Annotated in this window: 22 protein-coding genes and 1 pseudogene; 10 read left to right on the forward strand and 13 right to left on the reverse strand. The window is 58.5% G+C overall.

Annotation, left to right across the window (positions count from 1 at the left end):
• Position 1: 1 nt before the first annotated feature.
• The 9 genes and pseudogenes from D8779_RS16020 to D8779_RS16060 all read right to left on the reverse strand — a co-directional run bounded on the left by D8779_RS16020 (position 2) and on the right by D8779_RS16060 (position 10,876).
• Positions 2 to 301, reverse strand: a complete 300-nt coding sequence (locus D8779_RS16020; protein ID WP_136665489.1) for a YceK/YidQ family lipoprotein — start codon at positions 299 to 301, stop codon at positions 2 to 4.
• The gene (gene ubiX / locus D8779_RS16025; RefSeq protein ID WP_136665490.1) at positions 294 to 926 is read right to left on the reverse strand and encodes a flavin prenyltransferase UbiX; all 633 of its coding nucleotides are present in this window, start codon (positions 924 to 926) and stop codon (positions 294 to 296) included. Before ubiX ends, D8779_RS16020 begins: the two co-directional genes overlap by 8 nt.
• Entirely contained in the window at positions 927 to 2,279 is a 1,353-nt protein-coding gene (mpl, locus tag D8779_RS16030) for a UDP-N-acetylmuramate:L-alanyl-gamma-D-glutamyl-meso-diaminopimelate ligase (RefSeq protein WP_136665491.1), read from the reverse strand.
• Between the two features lie 181 nt (positions 2,280 to 2,460).
• The gene (locus D8779_RS16035) at positions 2,461 to 5,622 is read right to left on the reverse strand and encodes a GAF domain-containing protein (protein ID WP_136665492.1); all 3,162 of its coding nucleotides are present in this window, start codon (positions 5,620 to 5,622) and stop codon (positions 2,461 to 2,463) included.
• Between the two features lie 112 nt (positions 5,623 to 5,734).
• Positions 5,735 to 6,103 carry a response regulator gene (locus D8779_RS16040; RefSeq protein WP_136665493.1) on the reverse strand — a complete coding sequence of 123 codons (369 nt, stop codon included), beginning with the start codon at positions 6,101 to 6,103 and terminating at the stop codon, positions 5,735 to 5,737.
• Positions 6,104 to 6,170: 67 nt separating this feature from the next.
• Positions 6,171 to 7,163 (reverse strand): chemotaxis protein CheX, encoded by a 993-nt coding sequence (locus D8779_RS16045; RefSeq protein WP_167492588.1) that lies wholly within the window; start codon positions 7,161 to 7,163, stop codon positions 6,171 to 6,173.
• Positions 7,164 to 7,197: 34 nt separating this feature from the next.
• The gene (locus tag D8779_RS16050; RefSeq protein WP_136665495.1) at positions 7,198 to 7,791 is read right to left on the reverse strand and encodes a hypothetical protein; all 594 of its coding nucleotides are present in this window, start codon (positions 7,789 to 7,791) and stop codon (positions 7,198 to 7,200) included.
• 179 nt (positions 7,792 to 7,970) lie between these two features.
• Positions 7,971 to 8,682, reverse strand: a pseudogene (locus D8779_RS20705) (methyl-accepting chemotaxis protein); the annotation flags it as partial.
• 295 nt (positions 8,683 to 8,977) lie between these two features.
• Positions 8,978 to 10,876 (reverse strand): sigma-54-dependent Fis family transcriptional regulator, encoded by a 1,899-nt coding sequence (locus tag D8779_RS16060; protein ID WP_136665496.1) that lies wholly within the window; start codon positions 10,874 to 10,876, stop codon positions 8,978 to 8,980.
• 301 nt (positions 10,877 to 11,177) lie between these two features.
• Here D8779_RS16060 and exaC point away from each other — a divergent pair, with 301 nt between their 5' ends.
• The 5 genes from exaC to D8779_RS16085 all read left to right on the forward strand — a co-directional run bounded on the left by exaC (position 11,178) and on the right by D8779_RS16085 (position 17,368).
• A complete protein-coding gene (gene exaC, locus D8779_RS16065; protein WP_136665497.1) occupies positions 11,178 to 12,698 on the forward strand; it encodes an acetaldehyde dehydrogenase ExaC in 1,521 nt (506 codons plus the stop codon).
• 201 nt (positions 12,699 to 12,899) lie between these two features.
• Complete coding sequence (eat, locus tag D8779_RS16070) at positions 12,900 to 14,348, forward strand: ethanolamine permease (protein WP_136665498.1); 1,449 nt, start codon at positions 12,900 to 12,902, stop codon at positions 14,346 to 14,348.
• Positions 14,349 to 14,408: 60 nt separating this feature from the next.
• Positions 14,409 to 15,803: an ethanolamine ammonia-lyase subunit EutB gene (locus tag D8779_RS16075; protein WP_136665499.1), complete on the forward strand. Its 1,395-nt coding sequence runs from the start codon at positions 14,409 to 14,411 to the stop codon at positions 15,801 to 15,803.
• Between the two features lie 14 nt (positions 15,804 to 15,817).
• Positions 15,818 to 16,630, forward strand: coding sequence for an ethanolamine ammonia-lyase subunit EutC (eutC, locus tag D8779_RS16080; protein ID WP_136665500.1), 813 nt, complete (start codon positions 15,818 to 15,820; stop codon positions 16,628 to 16,630).
• A gap of 270 nt (positions 16,631 to 16,900) precedes the next feature.
• Complete coding sequence (locus D8779_RS16085; RefSeq protein WP_136665501.1) at positions 16,901 to 17,368, forward strand: GNAT family N-acetyltransferase; 468 nt, start codon at positions 16,901 to 16,903, stop codon at positions 17,366 to 17,368.
• Positions 17,369 to 17,417: 49 nt separating this feature from the next.
• Here D8779_RS16085 and D8779_RS16090 read toward each other — a convergent pair whose 3' ends face one another.
• Positions 17,418 to 19,016 carry a protein kinase family protein gene (locus D8779_RS16090; RefSeq protein WP_136665502.1) on the reverse strand — a complete coding sequence of 533 codons (1,599 nt, stop codon included), beginning with the start codon at positions 19,014 to 19,016 and terminating at the stop codon, positions 17,418 to 17,420.
• Between the two features lie 111 nt (positions 19,017 to 19,127).
• Between D8779_RS16090 and D8779_RS16095 the strand changes: the two genes are divergently transcribed.
• Together D8779_RS16095 and ppa are read left to right on the forward strand one after the other, a co-directional pair.
• Positions 19,128 to 19,967 (forward strand): M90 family metallopeptidase, encoded by an 840-nt coding sequence (locus D8779_RS16095; RefSeq protein WP_136665503.1) that lies wholly within the window; start codon positions 19,128 to 19,130, stop codon positions 19,965 to 19,967.
• Positions 19,968 to 20,044: 77 nt separating this feature from the next.
• On the forward strand, positions 20,045 to 20,572 hold the full coding sequence (ppa, locus tag D8779_RS16100) for an inorganic diphosphatase (RefSeq protein WP_136665504.1): 528 nt from the start codon (positions 20,045 to 20,047) through the stop codon (positions 20,570 to 20,572).
• A gap of 209 nt (positions 20,573 to 20,781) precedes the next feature.
• Here ppa and D8779_RS16105 read toward each other — a convergent pair whose 3' ends face one another.
• Both D8779_RS16105 and D8779_RS16110 read right to left on the reverse strand, forming a co-directional pair.
• On the reverse strand, positions 20,782 to 22,161 hold the full coding sequence (locus D8779_RS16105; RefSeq protein WP_136665505.1) for a heavy metal sensor histidine kinase: 1,380 nt from the start codon (positions 22,159 to 22,161) through the stop codon (positions 20,782 to 20,784).
• Positions 22,158 to 22,841, reverse strand: coding sequence for a heavy metal response regulator transcription factor (locus tag D8779_RS16110; protein ID WP_136665506.1), 684 nt, complete (start codon positions 22,839 to 22,841; stop codon positions 22,158 to 22,160). The genes D8779_RS16105 and D8779_RS16110 overlap by 4 nt, the downstream gene beginning before the upstream one ends.
• Before the next feature lie 81 nt (positions 22,842 to 22,922).
• Between D8779_RS16110 and D8779_RS16115 the strand changes: the two genes are divergently transcribed.
• Both D8779_RS16115 and D8779_RS16120 read left to right on the forward strand, forming a co-directional pair.
• Positions 22,923 to 23,336, forward strand: coding sequence for a cupredoxin domain-containing protein (locus D8779_RS16115; protein WP_136665507.1), 414 nt, complete (start codon positions 22,923 to 22,925; stop codon positions 23,334 to 23,336).
• A 229-nt stretch (positions 23,337 to 23,565) separates the two neighbouring features.
• Positions 23,566 to 23,766 carry a heavy-metal-associated domain-containing protein gene (locus D8779_RS16120; RefSeq protein ID WP_136665508.1) on the forward strand — a complete coding sequence of 67 codons (201 nt, stop codon included), beginning with the start codon at positions 23,566 to 23,568 and terminating at the stop codon, positions 23,764 to 23,766.
• Positions 23,767 to 23,920: 154 nt separating this feature from the next.
• On the opposite strand, the gene bufA2 is transcribed toward D8779_RS16120, so the two are convergent.
• Positions 23,921 to 24,181, reverse strand: coding sequence for a BufA2 family periplasmic bufferin-type metallophore (gene bufA2, locus D8779_RS16125; RefSeq protein WP_136665509.1), 261 nt, complete (start codon positions 24,179 to 24,181; stop codon positions 23,921 to 23,923).
• 313 nt (positions 24,182 to 24,494) lie between these two features.
• On the opposite strand from bufA2, the gene D8779_RS16130 reads away from it, so the two are divergent.
• Positions 24,495 to 24,701, forward strand: a complete 207-nt coding sequence (locus D8779_RS16130; protein ID WP_136665510.1) for a co-regulatory protein PtrA N-terminal domain-containing protein — start codon at positions 24,495 to 24,497, stop codon at positions 24,699 to 24,701.
• Positions 24,702 to 24,792 lie beyond the last annotated feature (91 nt).

A 24,792-nucleotide genomic window follows, 5' to 3' on the forward strand; every position in this document is an offset into this window, starting at 1 on the left:
GTTATAGCCCGCCGCTGATGCCCAGGTTTAGCCCAATAGCGGTGGCCAGGGACAACGGCAGCAACAGGGTATCCAGCAGCGCACTGACGGGCAGGTCAGCCGCCGGATAAACTGGCGGTTCGGCGCCGAAGCGCTCGCTCGCGCAGCAACCCCCTTGCAGCGCATACAGATTCAATCGGGTACCGGCATACACCACCGGAGCTCCTGGCTTAGCCGCATCCAGGGTGCGCACAGTGGCGCAACCGCTGACCGTCAGGCTCAACAACACAGCACTTAGCGCGCAAGCCAGCCGCTTATTCATCAGGCGTGCTTTGATGATGCTCACCCCAGCGCGGCAACATGTCCTGCGGCACACCCAGGCAGTTAAGAATCCGCGCCACAACGAAATCAATCAGGTCATCAATGGTTTGTGGCTGATGATAAAAGCCCGGTGATGCCGGCAGGATAGTCGCGCCCATGTTCGATAACTTGAGCATGTTCTCCAGGTGGATGCTGGAAAACGGCGCCTCACGCGGCACTAGAATCAACTGACGACGCTCTTTCAACACCACGTCCGCCGCGCGCTCAATAAGGTTGTTGCATGCTCCATTGGCGATTGCCGACAGGGAACCCGTGCTGCAGGGCACCACCACCATCGCCGAGGGCGCGCCGGAACCGGAGGCCGCCGGGGCCATCCAGTCCTCCTTGCCATACACACGAATCTGCCCCGGCGCAGCGCCGGTGTACTCATTCAAGAACATCTGCATCGCCTGCGGCTTGGCCGGCAGGATGACGTCGGTTTCCGTGGCCATCACCAATTGCGCAGCCTTGGAAATCAAAAAGTGCACCTCGCGGTCTTCGCGCACCAGGCAGTCGAGCAAGCGCAAACCGTACTGAGCGCCAGAAGCGCCAGTCATGGCCAAAGTAATACGTTCAGGTCCGGACATTTATGCCTCCAAAGCTGCAGCCAACTTGCCATGCAGGCCGCCGAAGCCGCCGTTGCTCATCACCACTATCTGGGTGCCCGGCGCTGCTTCGGCTTTTACCCCGGCAATGATCGCTTCCAGCGAGTCGCAAACCTGGGTCGGTACAGTCGAAGTGGCCACGGCGCCTGCAAGGTCCCAGCCCAGGTTTGGCGGGGCATACCAGTACACCGAGTCGGCTTGCGCCACGGATTCAGGCAAGCCATCGCGGTGCGCGCCGAGCTTCATTGAGTTGGAGCGCGGCTCGACGATGGCAATCAGCTTGGCATCACCGATGCGTTTGCGCAGGCCATCCAAGGTGGTGGCGATTGCCGTCGGGTGGTGAGCGAAGTCATCAAAGATGGTCACGCCATTCACTTCAGCAACCTTCTCCATGCGCCGTTTGGCGTTAATAAAGCTACACAGTGCGGCAATACCCAGCTCCGGCACCACACCGACATGCCGCGCCGCCGCCAGTACGGCCAAGGCGTTGGCGACGTTGTGCTGGCCGGTCAGCTGCCAATCCACGGTGCCGGCAACCTTGCCCTCGAAACTCACCTCGAAACGCGAGCCATCGGCGCTGAGCAGGTGCGCCTGCCATTGCCCACCCTCACCGGTGGTGGCTACCTGCGTCCAGCACCCCATCTCGATCACACGCTTGAGCGCAGGCTCGGTGGTGGGATGAATGATCAGCCCTTCGCCAGGAATGGTGCGCACCAGATGATGGAACTGACGCTCGATGGCCGCTAGATCAGGGAAGATATCCGCGTGATCGAATTCCAGATTATTGAGAATCGCGGTGCGTGGGCGGTAGTGAACAAACTTGCTGCGCTTGTCGAAAAAAGCGCTGTCATATTCGTCGGCCTCCACCACAAAGAATGGCGTGTCACCCAGGCGAGCGGAAATGCCAAAGTTCTGTGGCACGCCACCAATCAAGAACCCCGGGCTCATCCCGGCATGTTCCAGCACCCAGGCCAGCATGCTCGAGCTGCTGGTTTTGCCATGCGTACCCGCTACGGCCATGACCCAACGGCCCTGCAACACGTGATCAGCCAGCCATTGCGGACCGCTGACATAGGGCAGGCCTTTATTCAGAACATACTCCACCGCAGGATTACCACGCGACAGAGCATTGCCAATCACCACCAGATCAGGCGCAGGCTCAAGCTGCGCGGCGTCGTAACCTTGAGTCAGCTCAATGCCTTGGGCTTCCAATTGGGTGCTCATGGGGGGATAGACATTGGCGTCAGAGCCGGTCACACGGTGACCGAGGGCCTTGGCCAACACGGCAAGCGAGCCCATAAAAGTGCCGCAAATACCGAGAACATGGATATGCATGGGTGCCCTCAAAACCTGTGAAATGGCCACAACAGAATGGCCGCAGGTTAGCACAGCAGTCGCCCACAAAGCGTTGCACAAGCAGCCAGGGCTATCACGCGAGAAGCTGGCAGACGGGCGCCTGCCTAGCAAAAAAGGGAGAGCGCCCCGCCACCCGATCGTGGCGAGGCAACGTCGAACATCAGCTCGCCTGGGCGAACTCCGGCGGGATCACGCAGAACTTGGCCGGCAAGTGAATCAAGGTGGTAAACGCCCGGAAGTCCGCGGCTTCATCGCCTGCATCCAACTGCACTTGAATACTGCCACCTTCGGCTTCGAGGAACTCACGCACCGCGTCCATACCTACACCGCGCCCGGACACCTCAGTGACTTGCTCGGCAGTGGAAAAGCCAGAGGCAAAGATCAAGTTAGCCACTTCGCGCGCCGATGGACGCGCCGTACCGGCAGGATAAATGCCCACCTCCAGCGCCTTTTCAAACAGCTTAGTGATGGCGATGCCGCGGCCATCATCACGTATCGCAAAGGTTATTCCGTCGTCATTTTCCAGGGTATCGATACCAATCAACCCCTGCTCAGGCTTGCCCACAGATAGCCGCTCGGCAGCACTCTCAATGCCGTGATCCATCGCGTTACGCAGCACATGCATAAAGATATTGTTGAGCATGCTGTGCGCTTCTCTGCGCGTGTAGACATCATGCTCGGCTATCTCGATACGCGGCGCCGGCTTGCCCAGTTCAGCAGCCAGGGACTGCACCGAGGTCAGCACGTCAGCGATTACTGCACCCAACGGCTCGGCATCAATCGAGGCCAGTGAGTGGTAGGTATCTCGCACAATATTGATCACATTGGCCGGCAACTCAGTGTTGGATAGGGCGGCAATGCTCTCCATCAGGCGGCTGATCTGCTCGCGATCAACGCGCGCACCAGCGATGCCTTGCTTGCCATCGCGGCCTAACTTGTCCTTGAAAATACCGCGATACACCTTGATCGCTTGCTCGGCAAACGCCAGCTCACCGAGCAGCTCCTGCGGCTGCCATTGCATGTCGTCATTCTTACGCAGCTGGTCGTAGGTGTTCTCGATACGGTGCACGGTGTCGGTAATGTGCTTAAGCCCATAGGTGCGCGCATTGCCTTTAACCGTATGGATATTGCGGAACAGCTCAGCCAACTTGCCCAGATCTTTCTGTTGAGTTTGCTCAATGATGGTGCGGCATTTACCGACAAAGGACTCGGAGCCTTCAATGAAGTCGCTGAACTTGTCAGCATCTACCGAGAGCACTTCGCCAATGATCATCAGCTCTTGCTTCTGCCCTTCCGCCTCGGCCTGTAGCGCTTTGAGTGCAGTGACGTCGCGCACTGTGACCATCAATTTGGTGATCACGTCCTGATCATCCACGATCGGGTCCCAATCCAACTCAATCAGCTTGTTCGGCTTATCGACAAACTCCAGCGTCAGTTCGGTGACCAGCAGGTGCGAGTTGAACTCGTACATCATCGAATCTTCACCCACGATGGACGCCACCGCAGTGGATGCCGCGTCGATAACGTCGGCGCCAAGCGTCGAGCTACGGAACATCAAATCGACAAAGTTACGGTTGGCGATTTCCTTGGTCTCGAAAATGGTTTCCAGATACGCCGCGTACTCGGGATGGATCAAGCCGCCTTCGATGATGGTAAACAGCCCCTGGTGCATGTTGGAGAACATGTTGGCAATGTCATCGTTCTTCTGTTTCAGCGCCGCTGTGCGCTCCTCGACTTTGCGCTCCAGGGTGCGGTTATGCTCTTCGATTACCTCAACCATGCGGATGTTTTTGATGGTGGTCACCAATGAACGCGCCACGGAGGCCACAAACTCGTAATCGCTGTCCGCGAAGACCACTTTGTTGACATCGCCGGAGAAGTTCATCACGCCGATAAGAATGTCTTTGTCCACCAGCGGGACGCAGAGCAATGCCTTGGACTTCTCGTTTTCACCACCCACATAGGTGGAGTCGCGGCTGGTATCGGGTACAAACAAGGCTTTCTTCGAGGACGCTGCACGGCCAATGATGCCCTCGCCCATGGTGAAGGTAATCGCCGAAGGCGCACCGTCCATTTGCTTGGGCGGCAGGAAGGCTTTGGCCTCCAGCTCGTTGTCCTTGTTGAACAGGTACACCGAACCGCGCTCAATGCCGATTTTTTCGTACATGGCGTGCAATACCAGCTCCAGTGCTGAGTCCTGATCACGCGCAGCGGCCAGGGTGCCACCTATGCCGTTGAGCTTGGCCAGATCAATCATCTTTTTACGAATAGCCAGGCGCATGGAGTTGAAGTTTTGCGTGGCCAGTGCCAGCAAAATGATCAAGATCATAATGGTGCTTTTGAACCCGAAGCTCACACTGTCGCCGAGCTCCGCTTGCAGGCGATTGAACTGCGCATCGGCCGAAACCAAAACCTCATCAAGCCCCGTCACCGATTTTTCCACGGCGGCCTTGGACGCACTCAGCTGCTCGCGGGCAGTTTCCGCCTGGGTGAGCTGCTCAATTTTGTAGTCCACAAGGCTCGGTTGCGCTTTGAGCCGTGCACGCAGGGCCTCCACGCTGTCACGTGCGGTTTGGATGATATTGGCATCATCCATGGGCTCGAAAAGTGGGGCGGCCTTATCGAACCACGACATCGATCCGTTGATGATGAACTCGAAGTCATCCTGGGCGCTTTCCAGGCGGTCACTGGCTTCACTGACCTGAATTTCCTGGGCGGCCTTGGCCACACCTGCCATCAAGGCATCGGCCTGGTTGGCAAAGCCCTGAGCCAACTCCAAATCCTTTTCCAAGGCTTTGCTTGGCGCACGGGCGTTAACGATTTCCATAAAAGCAAAACCGACATCGTCGGAGCGCTCCATGACCACCGCAACCTCATCTTCAGCCTGCTGCTTGGCCACCAGCACAGCAAGTTTGGCGTCGAACATCTGGCGCACGGCCGCGGTGTACACCTCGTAATTACGCTTAATTTCGGCGACCAGCTCAGCACGTTGCGGGTCCGCCTGAGCGAGGCTTTCAAGTTGCTTGAAGCCTTCTGCAAACTCCCCAGCCCCTCTCTCGAAGTCATCGCGATAAGGTCGAATATCCGCTTCGCTTAACGCGTTAAAGCCCAGTGCGCTGAGATTAGCCAATTTGAGCAGGCGAATTTGCACTTTGTTGACTTCGGTAACAACGGGCACCGCTGTTTCCTGCACCCGTTGATTGGACCGGCTGATGTCACTCAATGTCCACAATGACATTCCGCCGGATATCGTCAACAACACCAGAATAATGGCAAATCCAAACGCCACTTTCTGGTTGAAGCTCAATTTGAGACTGGGCATGCAACCACCATTTATTGGATATTTTGTTTTTATATTCCAACTAGCAAGCGAGGCCTCCAACACGACCGGCCAAGGTCGCTGGGTCGACGCGTGTGCAACCTAGGTATTACTGTCAGCCGGCAACCAGTTTCTGAATTGCACCTAATGCATTGGCGCCGTTGAAGGGTTTAACAATCCAGCCTTTGACCCCAGCCGCTTTACCCCGGCTTTTCATATTGGGGTCGTTTTCCGTGGTCAACATAATGATATTGACGGTCTGATTGCCCAATTCGCTGCGGATTTTCTCGGCCATGGTCAAGCCATCCATATTCGGCATATTGACGTCCGATATCACCAGTTTGACCGCCGAATCCATCTTCAGCTTGGTGAGCCCATCTTTGCCATCCACCGCGACCTCAACGCTAAAACCGTTATTTTTGAGGAATGCTGCCACTTCGTTACGGATTGCAGCGCTGTCATCTACTACGAGTATTTGTGCCATTGGATTCAGCCTTACCTATTTTTATTGTTAAGCCTAAAAGCTAGAAATGCCCGCGCCCCTGGGTCATCTAGAACAACTCCAGACAACCACTTTCTACCAGCTCTTCCACGCTGTTTTCGTCAGCCTGGCGATACTCTTCTGGCGACCAGCGGATATTGAAGATGAACTTCTGGTACAGCGTGACCGGGGCCAGCCGATCGTGACGATCGCGCAAGGTGTACTTGAAACACAGCTGAGAACGGTCGGTGCCAAAGGAGATGTACTCTTTGTACTGATTGACCGTGATCGGGACGCTGATACGGGTTTCCTCACCACTTTGCACAGGATGCAGGGCGAGTAAACGGGTGCGCAGCCCCCCCCATGCCAGGTTGGTAATCTCGCTCAGCATGCCCATCACATCGCGAAAATCGACATGCGTGCCATCAATAGACGTCCGCCCGTCCTTGATCAACTCGAGCATCGGCTGCTCTTCGGATTGCACCATCATGTATCCGCTGAACCAGGGGGCCTCGACCGGCAACAAACTGAGGATGTCGCCATAGGTCAGCTTGTCCTTGACCAGATAAGGCAGCTCATTGCTCACCTCGATATCGCGGAACAGGGCATTCAAGGAGCTATGGGTGATTTCTTCGATGCGGCGAATTAACGAGATAGGGTATTCGGTGTCGGCCAAGTACTGATCGAGCAGCAGCTTGAAGCTTTCGGGACGTTCGATGTCATAGGCACCCGCGATGCCCTTGCGCGCCTCTGGGCTCAAATCATCCAGATCGCTGCGACCCTCGCGGCGGATAAAGATGGGGAGTTCCCGGCGTAACTGATGAATGTGTCGAGCCAGGGCAAACCCGTCGGCAATGCCGGAGGCCGGGTCCGTACAGCTTTCTGAAATCAGCACGGCGCCTAGGTCGATGTTACTTTCCAGCATGTTCATCGCCGAGTGCTGGGCTTGTTTCAAGCCAATCAGTCCATACTCGGCACACAAGGCCTTGAGCTCGACCTGGGCCGACGCCACATCCTCGAAGATCAACACCTTACTCACCAACTGCCTGTCAAAACCAATCATCGTTACGCTACCCCTGCCATAAAAACCGGGTGGACTAGAACAACTCCAGCTCGCCGGAACTGTCCGCTTCGCTGTCAATTTCACTGACATGTTCGTGGTAGTGCTGCAACGTCAGATCACCGTCATTCTTGAGGATGACCATAGCACTGGCGGCAAACAGTGAGGGCGCACCAACGGCCATTTGCGCACGCACATGCACGCTGTGGGCGAACTGCACGCTTATGCTGCCATCAAAGCAGTGGCGATCGAGAAAGTTGGGGGTCGACATGCCCAGCGGCGGGCAACTGCTCTGCAAGTGACGCTTCAGGTTGCCACAGAAGCTGTTACTCATTTCCAGCAAGTAGTCGCTGTACTCAGACTCCTGCAGCTCTTCGACAGGGCTGCCCAGCGCATCCGCGACAAACTGGCGATTGGCCGCGTCCATAGAAAGATGCAGCAAGCACATGATCTTGAATTTGAACGACGAGACGGTAAGAACAATACAGCTCGCATGCTGCAACTCGGCAAACCCTTCTACCTTGGTGGTGACCCAGGGCACACCGGCGTCACACGACTTGAGGGTTTGCTCCAGCGCCACCTGCATCAGCTTGTAGAGCGTCGATTCGAGCTCGTAATTGGCTTTACGCATGGTTTAGTCAGCACCTTGCAGGGTTTGCCCAAGGCTGTTGACCTGACTTTGCACACCATGAATGGCAGTCACAATCATATTGCCGCCGGCCTGCACGTCCTGAAACGCCAGGGTGGCGATCAAGGCATTCTTGTTCAGGTTAGTGCGGTAGTCCTCGTTGAGCGTCTCGGCGCTGGTAGACAACTTACGCACTTCGTCAGCTACTACGGCAAAGCCACGCCCAGACTCGCCGGCACGTGCAGCTTCAATAGCGGCGTTCAATGACAGAATGGCGATCTGCCCAACAATGTTTTTAAAGTCACCAATCTGCTTCTGCATGATCTTGTTGTGCACCATGATGCCGTTCATGCCTTCATGCCAGCGCTCGATGGTACTGGTGACATCCAACAACTCTTGCACCGCAGCCTTGATCAACAACATCTGGCTATTCATTTCGTGCAAACGATTTTTTCGGCTGTGCGTGTGCTGGTGCAGCTCTGCTTCGAGGGCCTGTCGCGTCTGCTCATGCTCCTGGCACAAGGCATTGCGCTCTTGCTCTGCTTGTTGCTGGGCCTGCTGCAGCGCGTGCTGTAACTCGGCAAGTTGTTGGCGGCTTTGCTGTTGCTGTTGCGCCAACACTTCAGGTTCGACCAACGTCCGGCATTTCGCCTCACTGGCGGCTAATGCCTGGCGCACAGCCGCCAATGCCTGAGCATGCTTGCTGTGCATCCACCAAAAACCGGCACCTACAACCAGCAGCAGGAGCACCAGATTGACGATGCCAAACAACGAGCTTTCGCCGGTCAGGCTGCCTCCGGTAACGGCGGCAGTGCCAAACAGGTGACCGAAGGTGTTTGAGACGGTGGCGGGGGCAGTGAGCGACAACGACATAAATGATCTCGATAAATACATTCAGCAACGTTTGGCGCACAGCTATCGCCAACCCAGTCGAACTTGACGCACCACGCTTCACGCGGGCCGGCAAACCCTCACCGCAGAGCCGCGGCAGCCCCTGCTCGACACATCCCTGTTAATGCTAGCTATCTGCTGCCTGAACACAAACTTGAGCGGCAAAAGGCGGCATTGAAAAAAATGACGCCAAAAAACATGTGCATCCGAGACTAACCCTTGGTTTAGACAAAATCCACTGGAAAACTGGCCATACGCCAGCATTTATCGGGCAGTCTTGACGGGGGGAAGCAACTTTTCAGATGGCGCGCGCCACCCCATGCTTGCGCAGCTTGCGGTACAAGGTATTGCGGCTAATGCCCAACTGCTCAGCGCTGCGGCTCATGTGCCAATGCTGCGCCTCTAGGACCGCCAGTAGGGCCTGCCGCTCGGCGTCGCCCAGCTGGTCTGGCTTGGGGGCGGGCAACTGAGCAAGCGCCGGTCGCGCATGGCGAATTTCCGCAGGCAGTTCGCCATAGCTGACCACTCCGCACTCGCACAGCGCGCAGAGCGTGCGCAGCACATTACGCAGCTGGCGCACATTACCTGGCCAGGGATACGCGTGCAGTGCCTCGCGCGCGCGCTCATCGAGACGCACCGGTTGCCCGCGTGCTTCCTCAGCCAGAAGAAAATCCAGTAACTCGCGCCTATCGCTACGCACGCGTAGCGCAGGCAACTCAATCACCAAGCCATTGAGGCGATAGAACAGGTCCTCACGGAACTGCCCGCTGGCCACTCGCTCGGCGAGGTCGCGGTGGCTGGCACTGATCACCCGCACATCGATGGCCTGCGCTGCGCCACCAATTGGCTCGACGCAACGCTCTTCCAGCACCCGTAACAATCGAGTTTGCAGGGGCAGCGGCATGTCGCCGATCTCATCAAGAAACAAGGTACCGCCATCGGCCTGCTGCAATTTGCCACGCATACCTTCCTTGCGTGCGCCGGTGAAGCTGCCGCCGCGATAACCGAATAGCTCACTCTCGATCAGGCTCTCAGGAATCGATGCACAATTAAGCGCGACAAAGGGCTTGCCGCCACGCGAGCTGACCTGGTGCAGAGCCTTGGCAAAGGCCTCCTTGCCGGTGCCAGTCTCGCCGCCGATCAACAACGGCACATCACGCTCATACACCCGTAACGCGCGGCGAAAATCGTTTTGCAACGCGGGATCGGCCAGGCACAAGCCCGGGGTCGCTAATCCTCCTGCGTTCAACGCTTGCACCCTGCGCCGTGGCTGACCACGGAGCATGGCGAAGAGCTGCTGACCGCGCTGGGTATACAGCGGCCAACTGGCGCTGGGCTGCGGCGAGGCGCGACCGAGCAGGTCATCCAGGTGGCAGTCAAATACCTCTATTAATGTGCGGCCGAGCAGCTGCTTACGCGACAAGCCCAGCAAGTTGATCGCACTCTGGTTCACTGCACGTACCCGGCCGTCGCCATCAAAGGCCAGCAAACCCTCACTGAATTGACCGATGTATTCGGCCTGGGCGTGAAAACGTAACAGCCACTCGCTCTCAAAGCTGCGCAGAAAATGACAGCCTTCAATCGCCTTGGCCGACAAGTTAACCAAGGCCATGGTGTGGAACTGGCTTTGTCGCGACACGTCATGCCGCGCCGAGGACACGTCCAGCACCGCCAGCAGTTCGCCATGGGGGTCGAATACCGGGCTGGCAGAACACGTCAGTCCGGTATGCCGGCTGCGGAAATGCTCGTTCTGGTGAATGGTCAGCGCTTGGCGTTCGACCAGGCAGGTGCCGATGCCATTAGTGCCTTCGCAGGCCTCGCTCCAGTCGGCGCCCAACCATAGGCCTGCCTGTTCGAAGGTACGTTTTTCCGCCTGCTCGGTGACGCAATTGAGGATCACCCCACGCGCATCGGTCAGCAGCACGGCATGACCACTGCCGGCCAGCTGGCGATGCAGGCTGTTCATCTCGTTATTGGAAATTTCCAACACCTGCTGCAACTCTTCGCGCCGCTCGAGCATCCGCGCGTGCTCGATCACCGCCGGCGGCATGCTCTGCGCCGGATCAAGGTGATGCTGTTGCAGGCAGCGCAGCCATGAGCGCGCCACCGAAGAATCGCTTGCGGGACCGGCGAGTTGGCCGCGCCCTTGGGCCACCGTCAGCACCTGCTGGGCGTGACGAGTTGCTGAGTTGTGCATTGTTATTGTTCTCCACTGTGGAGGTGCACGTGATAGCCGAGCATCTACCAGCCGCCGAGCCATTGCAAGACAGCCCGACCGGCGAGTCACGGCTTGTATCGCCCCTGGCACAAAGTGTCACCCCACCCTGTATCACCGGCGATACATACGCCCGCCAACAGCCACCCTAAAAAACCAACGCACAGGCTCTATTTCGGGCATTCACAACTCCTGGCCCGGTGCTTGCTCTAGCTCTGGTTAAGCGCCACAGCGCTCTTCGCTGTATCACCAGAATAAGCATAAGAACCAGGAGACACTCAGCATGCGTTACGCCCATCCCGGCACCGAAGGTGCACTCGTTTCGTTTAAATCCCGCTACGGCAACTTTATCGGCGGCGAATTTGTGGCCCCGGTAAAAGGCCAGTACTTCACCAACATTTCACCGGTCAACGGCCTGCCGATTGCCGAATTCCCGCGCTCCAGCGCCGAGGACATCGACAAAGCCCTGGATGCCGCCCATGCCGCCGCCGATGCCTGGGGCCAGACCTCAGTGCAGGAGCGCTCACTGACCCTGTTGAAGATTGCCGACCGCATTGAAGCCAATCTGGAAATGCTCGCCATCACCGAAACCTGGGACAACGGCAAGGCCGTACGCGAAACCCTGAACGCCGATATCCCTCTGGCCGCCGACCACTTCCGTTACTTCGCTGGCTGCCTGCGCGCCCAGGAAGGCAGCGCCGCCGAGATTGACGGCAACACCGTGGCCTACCACATCCATGAACCGCTGGGCGTGGTTGGGCAGATCATCCCGTGGAACTTCCCAATCCTGATGGCCGCGTGGAAACTCGCCCCTGCCCTGGCTGCCGGCAACTGCGTGGTACTGAAACCCGCCGAGCAAACGCCACTGGGCATCAGCGTGCTGATGGAGCTGATCGGCGACCTGCTGCCGCCCGGCGTACTCAACGTGGTACAGGGCTACGGCAAAGAAGCTGGCGAAGCTCTGGCCACCAGCAAACGCATCGCCAAGATCGCCTTTACCGGTTCGACCCCGGTGGGCGCGCACATCATGAAATGCGCCGCCGAGAACATCATCCCGAGCACCGTGGAGCTGGGCGGCAAATCGCCGAATATCTTCTTCGAAGACATCATGCAGGCCGAGCAAAGCTTTATCGAAAAAGCCGCCGAAGGCCTGGTGCTGGCCTTCTTCAACCAAGGTGAGGTGTGCACTTGCCCATCACGCGCTCTGGTGCAGGAGTCGATCTACCCCGCCTTTATGAAAGAGGTGATGAAGAAGGTTGAGCAGATCAAGCGCGGCGACCCGCTGGACACCGACACCATGGTTGGCGCTCAAGCCTCCGAGCAACAGTTCGACAAAATCCTCAGCTACCTGGAAATCGCCAAGCAGGAAGGTGCCGAGCTGCTGACCGGAGGCAGCGTAGAAAAACTCAGCGGCACCTTGGGTGGCGGTTACTACATCCAGCCGACTCTGCTCAAGGGTCACAACAAGATGCGCGTGTTTCAGGAAGAGATCTTCGGCCCGGTCGTCAGCGTCACCACCTTCAAGGACGAAGCCGAAGCCCTGGCGATTGCCAACGACACCGAGTTCGGTCTCGGCGCCGGCCTGTGGACCCGCGACATCAACCGCGCCTATCGCATGGGCCGGGCGATCAAAGCCGGGCGCGTGTGGACCAACTGCTACCACCTGTACCCGGCTCACGCCGCGTTCGGTGGCTACAAAAAGTCCGGCGTCGGCCGTGAAACCCACAAGGTGGCGCTCGAACACTATCAGCAGACCAAGAACCTGCTGGTGAGCTACGACACCAACCCACTGGGCTTTTTCTAGCCCCAGCAGGCGCTACCAAGCGCCTGCGCAACCGCAGTCGATGCCGCAAAACGACATCGACCTGCCAGCTCGCGCCTCAGGTCTAGTCCAGAGGCGCAGTTGGCATAACGGTTGCTGCTCCACCGGGTAACTCTCTTCCCTCACATACCTACACGCCTGGCCGGGCCTGCGCTGCGGCCAGCGTGTTGATAAGGAACTCCCATGGCAGCAGAACAAACCAGTGCGGTAGGTCTACCGCAAGGCACCGATTTAGAGCAGGTCGATGCCGACTATTTCCAAAGCAGGCAGTTGAAGAAAGGTGCAGCCGGCTGGGTCTTGCTGATCGGCTTAGGCGTTGCCTACGTCATTTCCGGCGACTACGCCGGCTGGAACTTCGGGCTCGCCCAAGGCGGCTGGGGCGGCATGTTTCTCGCCACCCTGCTGATGGCGCTGATGTACCTGTGCATGTGCTTCTCCCTGGCCGAACTGTCCTCGATGATCCCCACCGCCGGCGGCGGTTATGGCTTTGCCCGCAGCGCCTTTGGGCCTTTGGGCGGTTTTCTTACCGGCACCGCGATCCTCATCGAGTACGCCATTGCGCCTGCCGCCATTGCGGTATTTATCGGCGCTTACTGTGAATCGCTGTTCGGCATCGGCGGCTGGGCGATCTACCTGGCCTTCTATGTGCTGTTTATCGGCATTCACATCTTCGGCGTGGGTGAAGCGCTAAAGCTGATGTTTATCATCACTGCCGTGGCCGCCATTGCCCTCGGTGTGTTTATCGTCGCCATGGTGCCGCACTTCTCGGTCGCCAACCTGCTCGATATCCCCGTCACCGAGGCCGTAGGCGCCAGCAGCTTCCTGCCGTTCGGCTATGTCGGCGTATGGGCGGCGATTCCCTATGCGATCTGGTTCTTCCTCGCCGTCGAAGGCGTGCCCCTGGCCGCTGAAGAAACCCGCAACCCGCAGCGCGACATGCCGCGCGGCTTGATTGGCGCCATGCTGGTGTTGCTGGTTTTCGCTCTGGCAATTTTGCTGATTGGCCCAGGTGGCGCAGGTGCTAACGCACTGATGGCCTCGGGCAATCCACTGGTGGAAGCGCTGACCATTGCTTACGGTGAATCAACCTGGATGAGCAGCTTCGTCAACCTGATCGGCTTGGCCGGCTTGATCGCCAGCTTCTTCTCAATCATCTACGCCTACTCTCGGCAAATCTTCGCCCTCTCGCGTGCCGGCTACCTGCCGCGCTCGCTGTCGCTGACCAACAAAAACAAGGCGCCGGTATTGGCCTTGATTGTGCCCGGCCTGATCGGCTTTGCTCTGTCACTGAGCGGCCAGGGCGACCTGCTGATTCTGGTCGCAGTGTTCGGCGCTACCATCTCCTACGTGCTGATGATGGCCGCGCACATCACCTTGCGTGTGCGCCGTCCGGAGATGCATCGCCCGTATCGCACCCCAGGTGGCATCGTCACCTCGGGCATCGCGTTGGTGCTGGCCTGCGTGGCCGTGGTTGCCGGCTTCCTCGTTGACCCACGCGTGGTGATTGGCGCTGCGGTTATCTACGCCGTACTGATAGCCTACTTCGCCCTGTACAGCCGCCATCACCTGGTGGCCGGTACGCCGGAAGAAGAATTCGTCGCCATCGGTAAAGCCGAGGCAGCGCTCAAGTAACACCCACCGCGCTGGCGCAGCTTATCCCGCTCTGCCAGCGCGGGGTTTTGGAGACACGCGATGTCCAGTTTTCAACATACGGTAGGTGGTGAAATCTACCGCTTCGACAGCCTCGCCGAGGTCATGGCCAAGGCCAGCCCGGCGCGCTCTGGCGACTTTCTCGCCGGCGTTGCCGCGAGCAATGCCGGCGAGCGCGTTGCGGCGCAGATGGCCCTGGCCGATATTCCGCTCAAGCATTTTCTGACTGAGGCGCTGATTCCCTATGAAGAGGATGAAGTCACTCGACTGATCATCGACAGCCATGACCCCGCCGCCTTCGCTCCGGTCAGCCATCTGACCGTTGGCGGCTTTCGTGACTGGCTACTCGGTGATGCTGCCGATGAAACCAGCCTGCGCGCCCTCGCCCCCGGTCTCACGCCGGAGATGGCCGCCGCGGTATCGAAAATCATGCGTGTGCAGGATCTGGTGCTGGTCGCGCAGAAAATCCGCGTGGTCAGCCGCTTTCGCAACACCGTCGGCCTGCGCGGGCGCATGTCCACCCGCCTGCAACCGAACCACCCGACCGACGAGCCTTCGGGCATCGCCGCGAGCATTCTCGATGGCCTGCTGTACGGTAACGGCGACGCCATGATCGGCATCAACCCGGCCACCGACAGCCTGAGCTCGATCAGCGACATGCTGAAGATGCTCGACGGCATCATCCAGCGCTATGAAATCCCCACCCAAGCCTGCGTGCTGACGCACGTCACCACCTCGATCGAGGCGATCAACCGTGGCGTGCCGCTGGACCTGGTATTCCAGTCGATTGCCGGCACCGAGGCGGCTAACGCCAGCTTTGGCGTCAGCCTGAAGATTCTGCAGGAAGGTTACGACGCCGGCCTGAGCCTCAAGCGCGGCACCCTGGGCGACAACCTGATGTACTTCGAAACGGGCCAGGGCAGCGCGCTATCCGCCGGCGCTCACCATGGTCTCGACCAGCAAACCTGCGAGACCCGCGCCTATGCGGTGGCTCGCCACTTCAAGCCATTTCTGGTCAATACCGTGGTCGGTTTTATCGGCCCGGAGTACCTGTACAACGGCAAGCAGATCATCCGCGCCGGCCTGGAAGACCACTTCTGCGGCAAGCTGTTGGGCCTGCCGATGGGCTGCGACATCTGCTACACCAACCACGCCGAAGCCGATCAGGACGACATGGACGTGCTGCTGACCCTGCTCGGCGTGGCCGGGATCAATTTCATCATGGGCATTCCCGGTTCCGACGATGTGATGCTCAACTACCAGACCACTTCGTTTCATGACGCCCTGTATGCCCGCCAGAGCCTGGGCCTGAAACCGGCCCCCGAATTCGAAGGCTGGCTGCAGCGCATGGGTATTTTCACTCAGACCGACGGGCCTCCGCGCATGGGCAATAGCCTGCCGCCGGCGTTTCGTCAGGCCCTGGCGCAGCTTGGTTAATTAAGGAGCCGCTTATGTACGATGACAGCCCACTCAGCGGCGCCAGCGAAAACCCCTGGCAGCAACTGCGCAACCTGACCCCGGCGCGCATCGCCCTCGGCCGCGCCGGCACCAGTATGCCGACCCGCGCCCAGCTGGATTTCCAGTTTGCCCACGCCCAGGCCCGCGATGCCGTGCACCTGCCGTTCGACCATGCGGCATTGGCTGCCGGTCTCGCCAGCCAGCACCGGCAAAGCCTGCTGCTGCACAGCGCCGCCAAAGACCGTGACACCTACCTGCAGCGCCCGGACCTGGGCCGGCGCCTGAGCCATGAGTCCGCCGAAGTGTTGGACCAGCACCGCGAAAACAACCCGGACGGTTACGACCTGGCCATCGTCGTCGCAGACGGCCTCTCCGCACTGGCCGTGCACCGCAACGCCCTGCCCATGATCGAGCGCATCACCGAACAGGCCGCAGCCGAAGGCTGGAGCCTGGCCCCCGTAGCCTTGGTCAGCCAGGGCCGCGTCGCTGTCGCGGATGAAGTGGCCGAGCGGCTGAGCGCGCGCATGGTGGTGATTTTAATCGGCGAACGCCCTGGCCTTAGCTCCCCGGACAGCTTGGGTCTGTATTTCACCTATGCACCCAAGATTGGCCTGACCGACGCCTACCGCAACTGCATTTCCAACGTACGCGCGCAAGGCCTGAGCTACGCCATGGCCAGCCACCGCCTGCTGTACCTGATGCGTGAGGCTTACAGGCGCCAACTGTCGGGGGTCAACTTGAAGGATGAGGCCGAGGTGCCGCTGCTGGCGGGAGGAGAGCAACGCGAAAATTTCTTGCTGGGTTAGGCCGCCCTAATCGGCGGCTGCAGTGCCCGGCTATGTGGAAGGGGCTTTAGCCGCGACTAGCCTGAAATGCTAAAGCGTCGCGGCTAAAGCCTCTCCCACGGTAATCCAGAGTCGACTGCCTTGTGCACTGCATACGCCTGGCGGGCGGCAATTCCAGCCAAACGCTTGTTTGGATTGCACTTTCCAAAAGCTTTAGGCAGCATCGGGTCGTTCGCAGGCAGCGCTGCCGTGTTGCCAAAGCCATCCACATGACTGAAGTAGAGGCTCACCATGCGCATCGTCCAAGCGACCCTGGAGCATCTGGATCAATTGACCCCCCTGTTCGTGGATTACCGCGAGCACTTCGGCCAACTGCCCTACCCTGACTCCTCGCGAAAATTTCTAGAAAAACGCATCAGCCGTAAAGAGTCAGTGATCTACCTGGCCATGGCCGATGACGAAGACAAAATTCTCGGTTTCTGCCAGCTTTACTCGAGCTTCTCCTCGCTCTCGCTCAAGCGCGTGTGGATTCTTAACGACATCTACGTTTGCCAGGATGCACGCCGTCAATTGGTCGCCGACCGCCTGATCCAGACGGCCAAGCAAATGGCTAAAGAAACCAATGCCGTGCGTCTGCGCGTGGCCTCCAGCGTCGATAACGAAGTTGCGCACAAACTCTACGAATCCATCGGCTTCAAGGAAGATACCGAGTTCAAGAGTTTTGTTCTGTCGATCAGCGAAGACTTCACCGCCCCCTAAGCCTTACACGACGCCGGCGACGCTCAATGCGTCGCAGGCGGTACGTGCTTCAACCGCCCAGGCTCAGCCACAACCCCACTGCCAATTGCAGCACCAGCAGGCCCAGCAACCCCAGGCGCCAATGCGGGCGATAGTGCCGTGCGCGCAGCATGGGGCCAGAGTGCTGGGACAACGGTTGACGCAACGCCCGTTCAAACTCCGACAGCGCCTCGAAGCGGGCCTCCGGCCGAGGCGCCAGGGCACGCGCCAGCACCCCATCCCAACCCGCCGGCACCTGCGCGCGGTAGTGCGACAGCGGCACATAGCGGCTGTTGTAACCGGCGTCCGGCTGCGCAGCCTCCGGCCAGCGCCCGCAGAACAACCAATAAACCAGTGCCGCCAAGGCAAACTGGTCGGCACGCCCCTCCAACATCCGCCCACATCGCGCTTCGGGAGCCAACGGCACCGCCTGTTGAGGCAAGCGCTGCGGCGCCACCCCAGGCAACAGCGCAGCATATTCAGGCAGCAACAACACCCGGCTGCCATCACCCACCAGGATATTGCGCGGATTCAGCCACAGCCCCTGCATGCCTCGCCGCTGCAAGCCACGCACCGCAGCAATTAATTGTTCGAGCATGACCAGCAGCGTCACAGCATCCAGCGGCCCATGGGCTGCCAGCCAATCGACCAGGCTCCGCATGCCTTTGGCGGGCGGTTCGAACAACCAGAAGGCATGCTCGCGCGGCTGATGCGAGGACAATATCTGCGCCAAACCAGTCACCGGGCTGCAACGCAACACCCACTCGCGCTGCCAGAAAACCTCATCCGCCGCCTGCTCGGCCAGCCATACAATAGCCTCACGACCGCGTGGATCGGTGGCGCGAAATACTCGCCCAGGCGGACCATAGCTACAGGCCGAAAGCAGCACCCAGCCATCCAGCTGCAGGCCAGGGTGTGCAGAGCCCACGACGGGCCAGGGCTGGCGTTGCGCCAATGTCGGTGCAACCTCAGCTTCCCCCAACTGCAACAAGGCTGCGGCACCAGGCGCCTGCATGAGGGGCGCCAGTAGCGCGGACAGAGCGTCATCGCTCAGCGCGGGCGCGGCAGTACGCAGCCCCTGCAAATCGGCCACATCCAACAAAGGCTGCGGCGCCAGCAGCAACAGCTCGCCCGGGGTCAGGGTCAGGCTGTGCTGCACCAGCGCCAGCTCGGCCTGCGCGCCCAACTGCATACCCTCGCGCCCAGCCAGGCTGCGGGCATTGCCATGTTGATGGCGCAACAAACCAATCGCCCCGGCCTGAAGAAACTGCACCTGGGCGCCCTGTACCAACAGCAATCCGGCATCTAACTGCGCCAGCCTGTGGCCGGCCTGATGCTGACGAAACAGCTGCTGATTAAACCCTGCCAACACCTGCCGCGCCGCCTGGGCTTCGCTCCAGCCAGCCGGGGTGCACGTGCAATCCGCTAACAGACCATCCAGATAGGCCTCCAGCGTTCGCACTACATCAGTGCAATCGCGCGCCCAGAGCAGTGCCCCCCATAACACCGGAGCGCGCCCTTCGCGCCCCGGCAGCCAAATCGCGCGAGCCCGTGCAGCCTGGCTTGGCAGGTCAATACCCTGGCCACAGAGCAGTTTAACGGCGGGATGATGCAGAGGCTCGATCGACATTGGCAGCCCTCCCAGGTCGCGCACAGCCAAGCTATTGCAGCCTTTGTGCCGACTTGCCCGGCACTGCCCCTCGGCTTATGGTGGGCGCTTTCTACTCGCCGAGCAGAGTCCATGTGGTCGCTCCGTGCCTGGCGTCGCCAGCGCCTCCTTGCCCGTTACCCCGTCAGTCCTGCGCAGTGGCTCGCCGTGCAGCAACAGCTGCCAATACTCGATGGCCTGGACAGCCCCGAGCAGCAGCGCCTGCGTGAACGCGCCGTGCTGTTTCTGCATCACAAACACCTGACCGCGCTACCCGGCGTCGAGCTAGATAGCCACGCCCGCCTGTTGCTGGCGGTGCAGGCCGAGCTGCCGCTGCTGCACCTGGCCGATCTCGACTGGTACCAGGGTTTTCATGAAATCGTGCTCTACCCGGATGATTTCGTCAGCCCGCAACGCCACCGCGACGCCAGCGGCGTGGTGCATGAATGGGAGGGTGAACACAGCGGCGAGGCCTGGCAGCAAGGCCCGGTGATTCTCGCCTGGCCCGGCGTGTTAGCCAGCGGCCAGTGGGATGGCTACAACCTGGTGATTCACGAACTGGCACACAAGCTGGACATGTTAAATGGCGACGCCAATGGCCTGCCGCCGCTGCACAGCAACATGCGCATTGAGGATTGGGCCACAGCCATGCAGCGCGCCTTCGATCAGCTAAACGCCGAGCTGGACGCCCACCCCGAGGCCGAAACCACCATCGACCCCTACGCGGCGGAAGACCCGGCTGAGTTCTTTGCCGTTACCAGCGAATATTTCTTCAGCGCCCCGGACCTGCTCGCCGAGGCTTTCCCGGCGGTATACGCGCAGCTGGCGTTGTTCTACCGGCAGGACCCGCTGGCGCGCCTGCGCCAACTGCAAGCCGACAGCCCGGACTATCAAGTCAGAGTCGATAATGGCGGGTTCGCGACCAATGGCTAGGCATCCCGGCGTAGCAACACCAGGGGAATATGCCTATAATCGCGCCACTTTTTTTGGCCCAGTACCGGGAGTCACTTATGAGCTACAGCAAGGTTCCAGCAGGTAAAGACCTGCCAAATGACATCTACGTTGTTGTCGAAATCCCGGCTAACCACGCGCCGATCAAATACGAAATCGATAAAGACACCGACAGCCTGTTCGTCGACCGCTTTATGGCCACCCCCATGTTTTACCCGGCCAACTACGGCTACATCCCTAACACCCTGGCCGACGATGGCGATGCCCTCGACGTGCTGGTCGTCACGCCATACCCAGTAGCCCCAGGCTCGGTAGTGCGCGCCCGCCCAATCGGCGTGCTGCACATGACCGACGAAGCCGGTGGCGACGCCAAACTGATCGCCGTACCCCACGACAAGCTGAGCCAGCTGTACGTGGACGTGCAGGAATACACCGACCTGCCAGCCCTGCTGCTTGAGCAGATCAAGCACTTCTTCGAGAACTACAAAGATCTCGAAAAAGGCAAATGGGTCAAGGTTGAAGGCTGGGGCAACGCAGACGCCGCCCGCGCCGAAATCATCAAGGCGGCCGCGGCTTACCAAAAATAAGTCGAGGCTACCCCCTAAAAGCCGGCCACAAGCCGGCTTTTTTATTGCTTAAAGAAAGCCACAACAGCCTAGAAGGCCCAGGGAGTACAAACCTTCTCAGGTCCAAAATGGCAGCAACAATGAAGCAGCTTGAATCGCCCGTGATGGCAACAACGCTGTGTGCTTGTCGCTCAAGTTCAGCCCTCAACTCGCCTTGGGTCATGACGGCCCTATGATGGCTGCTGAGGAAACTCCATGTGAAAGGCTGTGGTGCCATTGCCGGAGGCGCACCAGATTTTTCCTTTGTGGGACTCAACGATGGATCGAGTAATCGCCAAGCCAAGCCCGGCATTGCTCGGGCTGCCTTCACGACGTGCTGGGTCTACCCGATAGAAACGGTCAAAAAGTTTATCCAGGTGCTCCGGCTTGATGGTGTCACCTGGGTTCTCGATGGTGAGCGTGACAGCACTTGCGCTCGACTTGATCGTTACCAATATCGTCTTCCCGGCAGGTGTATAGCGCAGCGCATTGGACAACAAGTTCGAGATCGCCCGATCCAACATCAGTTTGTCACCCAGCACGTGACCTGTACCGGTCACAGCCAACTGGATGCCTTGCTCGTCTGCTAACAGGTGGTAGTACTCAAACAGCTTGGCGACCACCTCGCTGAACTCAATGCGCGTTTGCTCGGGAATAATCAAACCGTTGTCCGATTTAGCCAGGAACAGCATGTCGTCGATCATGCGCGACATGCGCTTAAGGTCATCTAGATTCGAGTAGAGGTTGTCTTCATACGCTTCAAGATTGCGTTTTTGCGTAAGCACCACCTCGGTGTGCGTCATCAGATTGCTGAGAGGTGTGCGTAGCTCATGAGCGATATCGGCAGAGAAATTTGAGAGTCGAACAAATGCGTCGTCGAGCCTGGCAAGCATCGCATTAAACGAAGTCACCAACTGCTGAAGCTCAAGGGGGACGGGCTCTAGTGGGATACGCTCTTTCAGTGACCTTGCCGACATTGACGTAGCAACAAAGGTCACCTGCCGCAGGGGCCTCAACCCACTACGCGCGACCACCCAACCCAACGCAGCGCTGACCAGCGCGCTAATGACCAAGCCAATCCAGAACCAGCGCTGCAGCGTTTCAAAGAAATGCACATGATTGGTCACATCAAGGATCAGCAAGGCTGTTAGAAACGCGGGTTGCTCGGGGGTTGAGACCTGCGCGGTCATCCCACGATACAGGTGCCCATTCTCTTCCCATACCCACATGCCGTGGTCAGGGTTGAGGCGGTATTTCTCGGGAATATTGAACGGCTGTGGCTCGGCAAAAAGTACGCTGCCGTCGTTTGCAAGGATGATCGCAGTGAGATCATGGTGAGCCCCTAATAGCGCTTTCAGCTGAGGCAACACCTCTTCAAGGTCTGCATGACTGCGCGTATTACTCAGAATCTGCTGAGTCGATTCGAGCTTCTCATCCAGCGTCTGCTGGTCGAGCATCATAAAGTGATGCCGGCTGAGCTCATTGAAGCTCAGGCCGGCCGCCGTGAGGACTGCAATCACCGCAAGCATGAACATCAAGCTCATGCGCGCGGTCAGCGACAGATGCTTCATTCAGACTCCGGCGCATCAAGCATGTAACCCATACCACGAGCGGTATGAATCAGTTTTAGCTCGAAATCATCGTCAATTTTCGCCCGCAAGCGTCGGATAGCCACCTCGATCACATTGGTATCGCTGTCGAAATTCATGTCCCAGACCTGGGAGGCGATTAACGACTTGGGAAGGACTTCGCCGCGGCGGCGCAGCAGTAGTTCGAGCAACGCGAACTCCTTCGCGGTCAGGTCAATTCGCTTGCCACTGCGTACGGCACGCCGCTTCAACAGATCAACTTCAAGATCGGCTATTTTCATGGTGGTCTGCGTGGGCGAACTATTGCCGCGCCGCAGCAATGTTCTGACGCGGGCTAACAACTCAGAAAAGGCGAAGGGCTTGACCAAGTAGTCGTCTGCCCCCAGTTCTAAGCCTTTCACGCGATCCTCAACACCGTCACGGGCCGTCAGAAATAACACCGGCACATCCTTCCCCGCCGCCCGAACCATACGTAGCACTTCCCAGCCATCCAGGCCCGGCATCATCACGTCCAAAATCAGCAGGTCATAGGCTTCGCTTAGCGCATGCTGAAGCGCATCCGTTCCCGTCATAACACGGTCGACGTTGAAGCCAGCCTCAGTGAGGCCCTGTTGCAGGTAAGTACCTGTTTTTGGCTCGTCGTCAGCGACCAGAAGTTTCATGCGGGCGGTTTCCCAATTTTGAGTGGCCTGAGTGTGCAGTCAAATCCCCCGCCCAACCAGAAGCTTACGAAAATGTAATCCTTGAGTCGCAGCATTGAGATCAGGACGGGCGATATCTTTTTTGAGCCGAAGATTATTGATATCAACGCAGGAGAAACCATCCGTTTCGTACTCAAGAATGAGGGCTCGCTGCTGCATGAGTTCAACTTGGGCACGGCAGCCACCCATGCCGCCCATCAAAAAGAAATGGCCGCTATGTTTCAGAACGGCACGCCGTCTGCCACGAGTGCAAATGACATGAGCAAGATGGAGCATGCCATGGGCGGGATGAAGAGGGTCGGCATGACACACGACGATCCAAACAGCGTTTTGCTCGAGCCGGGCGCCACTGAAGAGTTGGTGTGGACCTTTACTAAGACTACGGGGCTTGAGTTCGCCTGCAACATCCCAGGCCACTACCCATCGGGAATGGTCGGCAAAGTAAACCTACGCTAATCGTTAAGTGCGGATTGATATAGGTTAATCGCTATTCAACGCATCGAGGCCGCGGAAAATCCGCATCGACTGAAATGAACGTGAATCTAAAACCAGTCGGCAGGCATCTGTAATCCATCAACGCTGAAAGAACATCTATCAACACTAAAAAACAAGCTTGACCTTGCCGTCGTGACAAGGTCGATGCTCAGGTTACGGCACCTATGCCGCCTAACCAACGAGGTGATTTATGTTCGTTCTACAGGTATCCGGAATGGGTTGTGGCAGCTGCGTCAGCAAGATCACAAAAGCAATTCAGACGGTAGATGACACCGCAGAAGTGGCGATTGACCGTGCTGCCGGTAAGGTATCGGTAGACAGTCAAGAACCCGCGGAATCTATCCGCAAGGTGATTCAAGACCTGGGTTATGCCGCGCAGGTCAGCGCATAGCCGTCGGCTGCTCGCCGGATGTTCTGATTACGGGAGGGGGCTCCAGAATCTGCGGGTAATACTCGCTACGTAAGCCCAGGCCAAAACCCAGCGTGTTGCTTTTGCTTATTAGAGTTCTGAGCCAAGGGAGTGACTCGCACTCCCTTGGCTGGGCTTACTCGCTGGTTTTACCGCCGGCTTCATCGCACTTTTCCTGCGGCATCAAGTTGAAACCCTGACCTTTGCATTCCCCTTGGCCCTTACAGGCGTTTTTTGCAGTCATACAATCGTTTTGGCCTTTGCAGCCATTCACACCAAAGCATTGCACTTCAGCTGTTTTCGCGTCCTGAGCCGCTTGAACCGGCAGGGTGGCAAATAGGCTAGCGGCAACGAGTGCCAAGGCAGCACCGGTGGCAACGGTATTTTTGGTCGACATAGTGGCTCTCTCTCTTGAGCGTTGTGTGGGGTCAGGACTATTTAACGCCACTGACCGGAAGAAGCTCAGGCATCGCTGCCAGGCATGCCATAAACCGAATCCGCACAGGCTTCGTAAACGGGCATGAGTAGACACTACAGAGGCCCGTGGAGACTCGACAAGAGAGAAGTAGCAACCTGACAGAACTGTAATGTTCAGCTCAGGTTTATGACAGGGCGCTCTGGTTAAGGTTACTTCGAGCCTGAAGCTCAACGCCTGATAACGACCCACCTTGGGTCACCGGGCTAACTGAACTGAATCGAGGAACGCCCAGATGAAATCAATCAAAACCCTGTTCGTGGTTATCGCGCTTACCGCTTCTTCTTTGGCGATGGCCGAAGGCGGTGCTGAACGGACTATTGCCCGTATGGAACAGGCCAGCAAGGTATCGATGGAAGCCTATCAACTGGCCCAGCAAGAGAAAAAAGAGTCGCCGGTTGCAGGTAATAAAACCCCAAAAGCCGGTCACGCCAACTGCTAGCAAGCGGCCAACCTGACAGAAATGTAATCAATTAGCCGGTTGAAATATGGCAACTTCTCAAGCTCGCTGTCGAAACGACTTGAACAATCAC

Source organism: Pseudomonas leptonychotis, from assembly GCF_004920405.1.
GTDB lineage: Bacteria > Pseudomonadota > Gammaproteobacteria > Pseudomonadales > Pseudomonadaceae > Aquipseudomonas > Aquipseudomonas leptonychotis.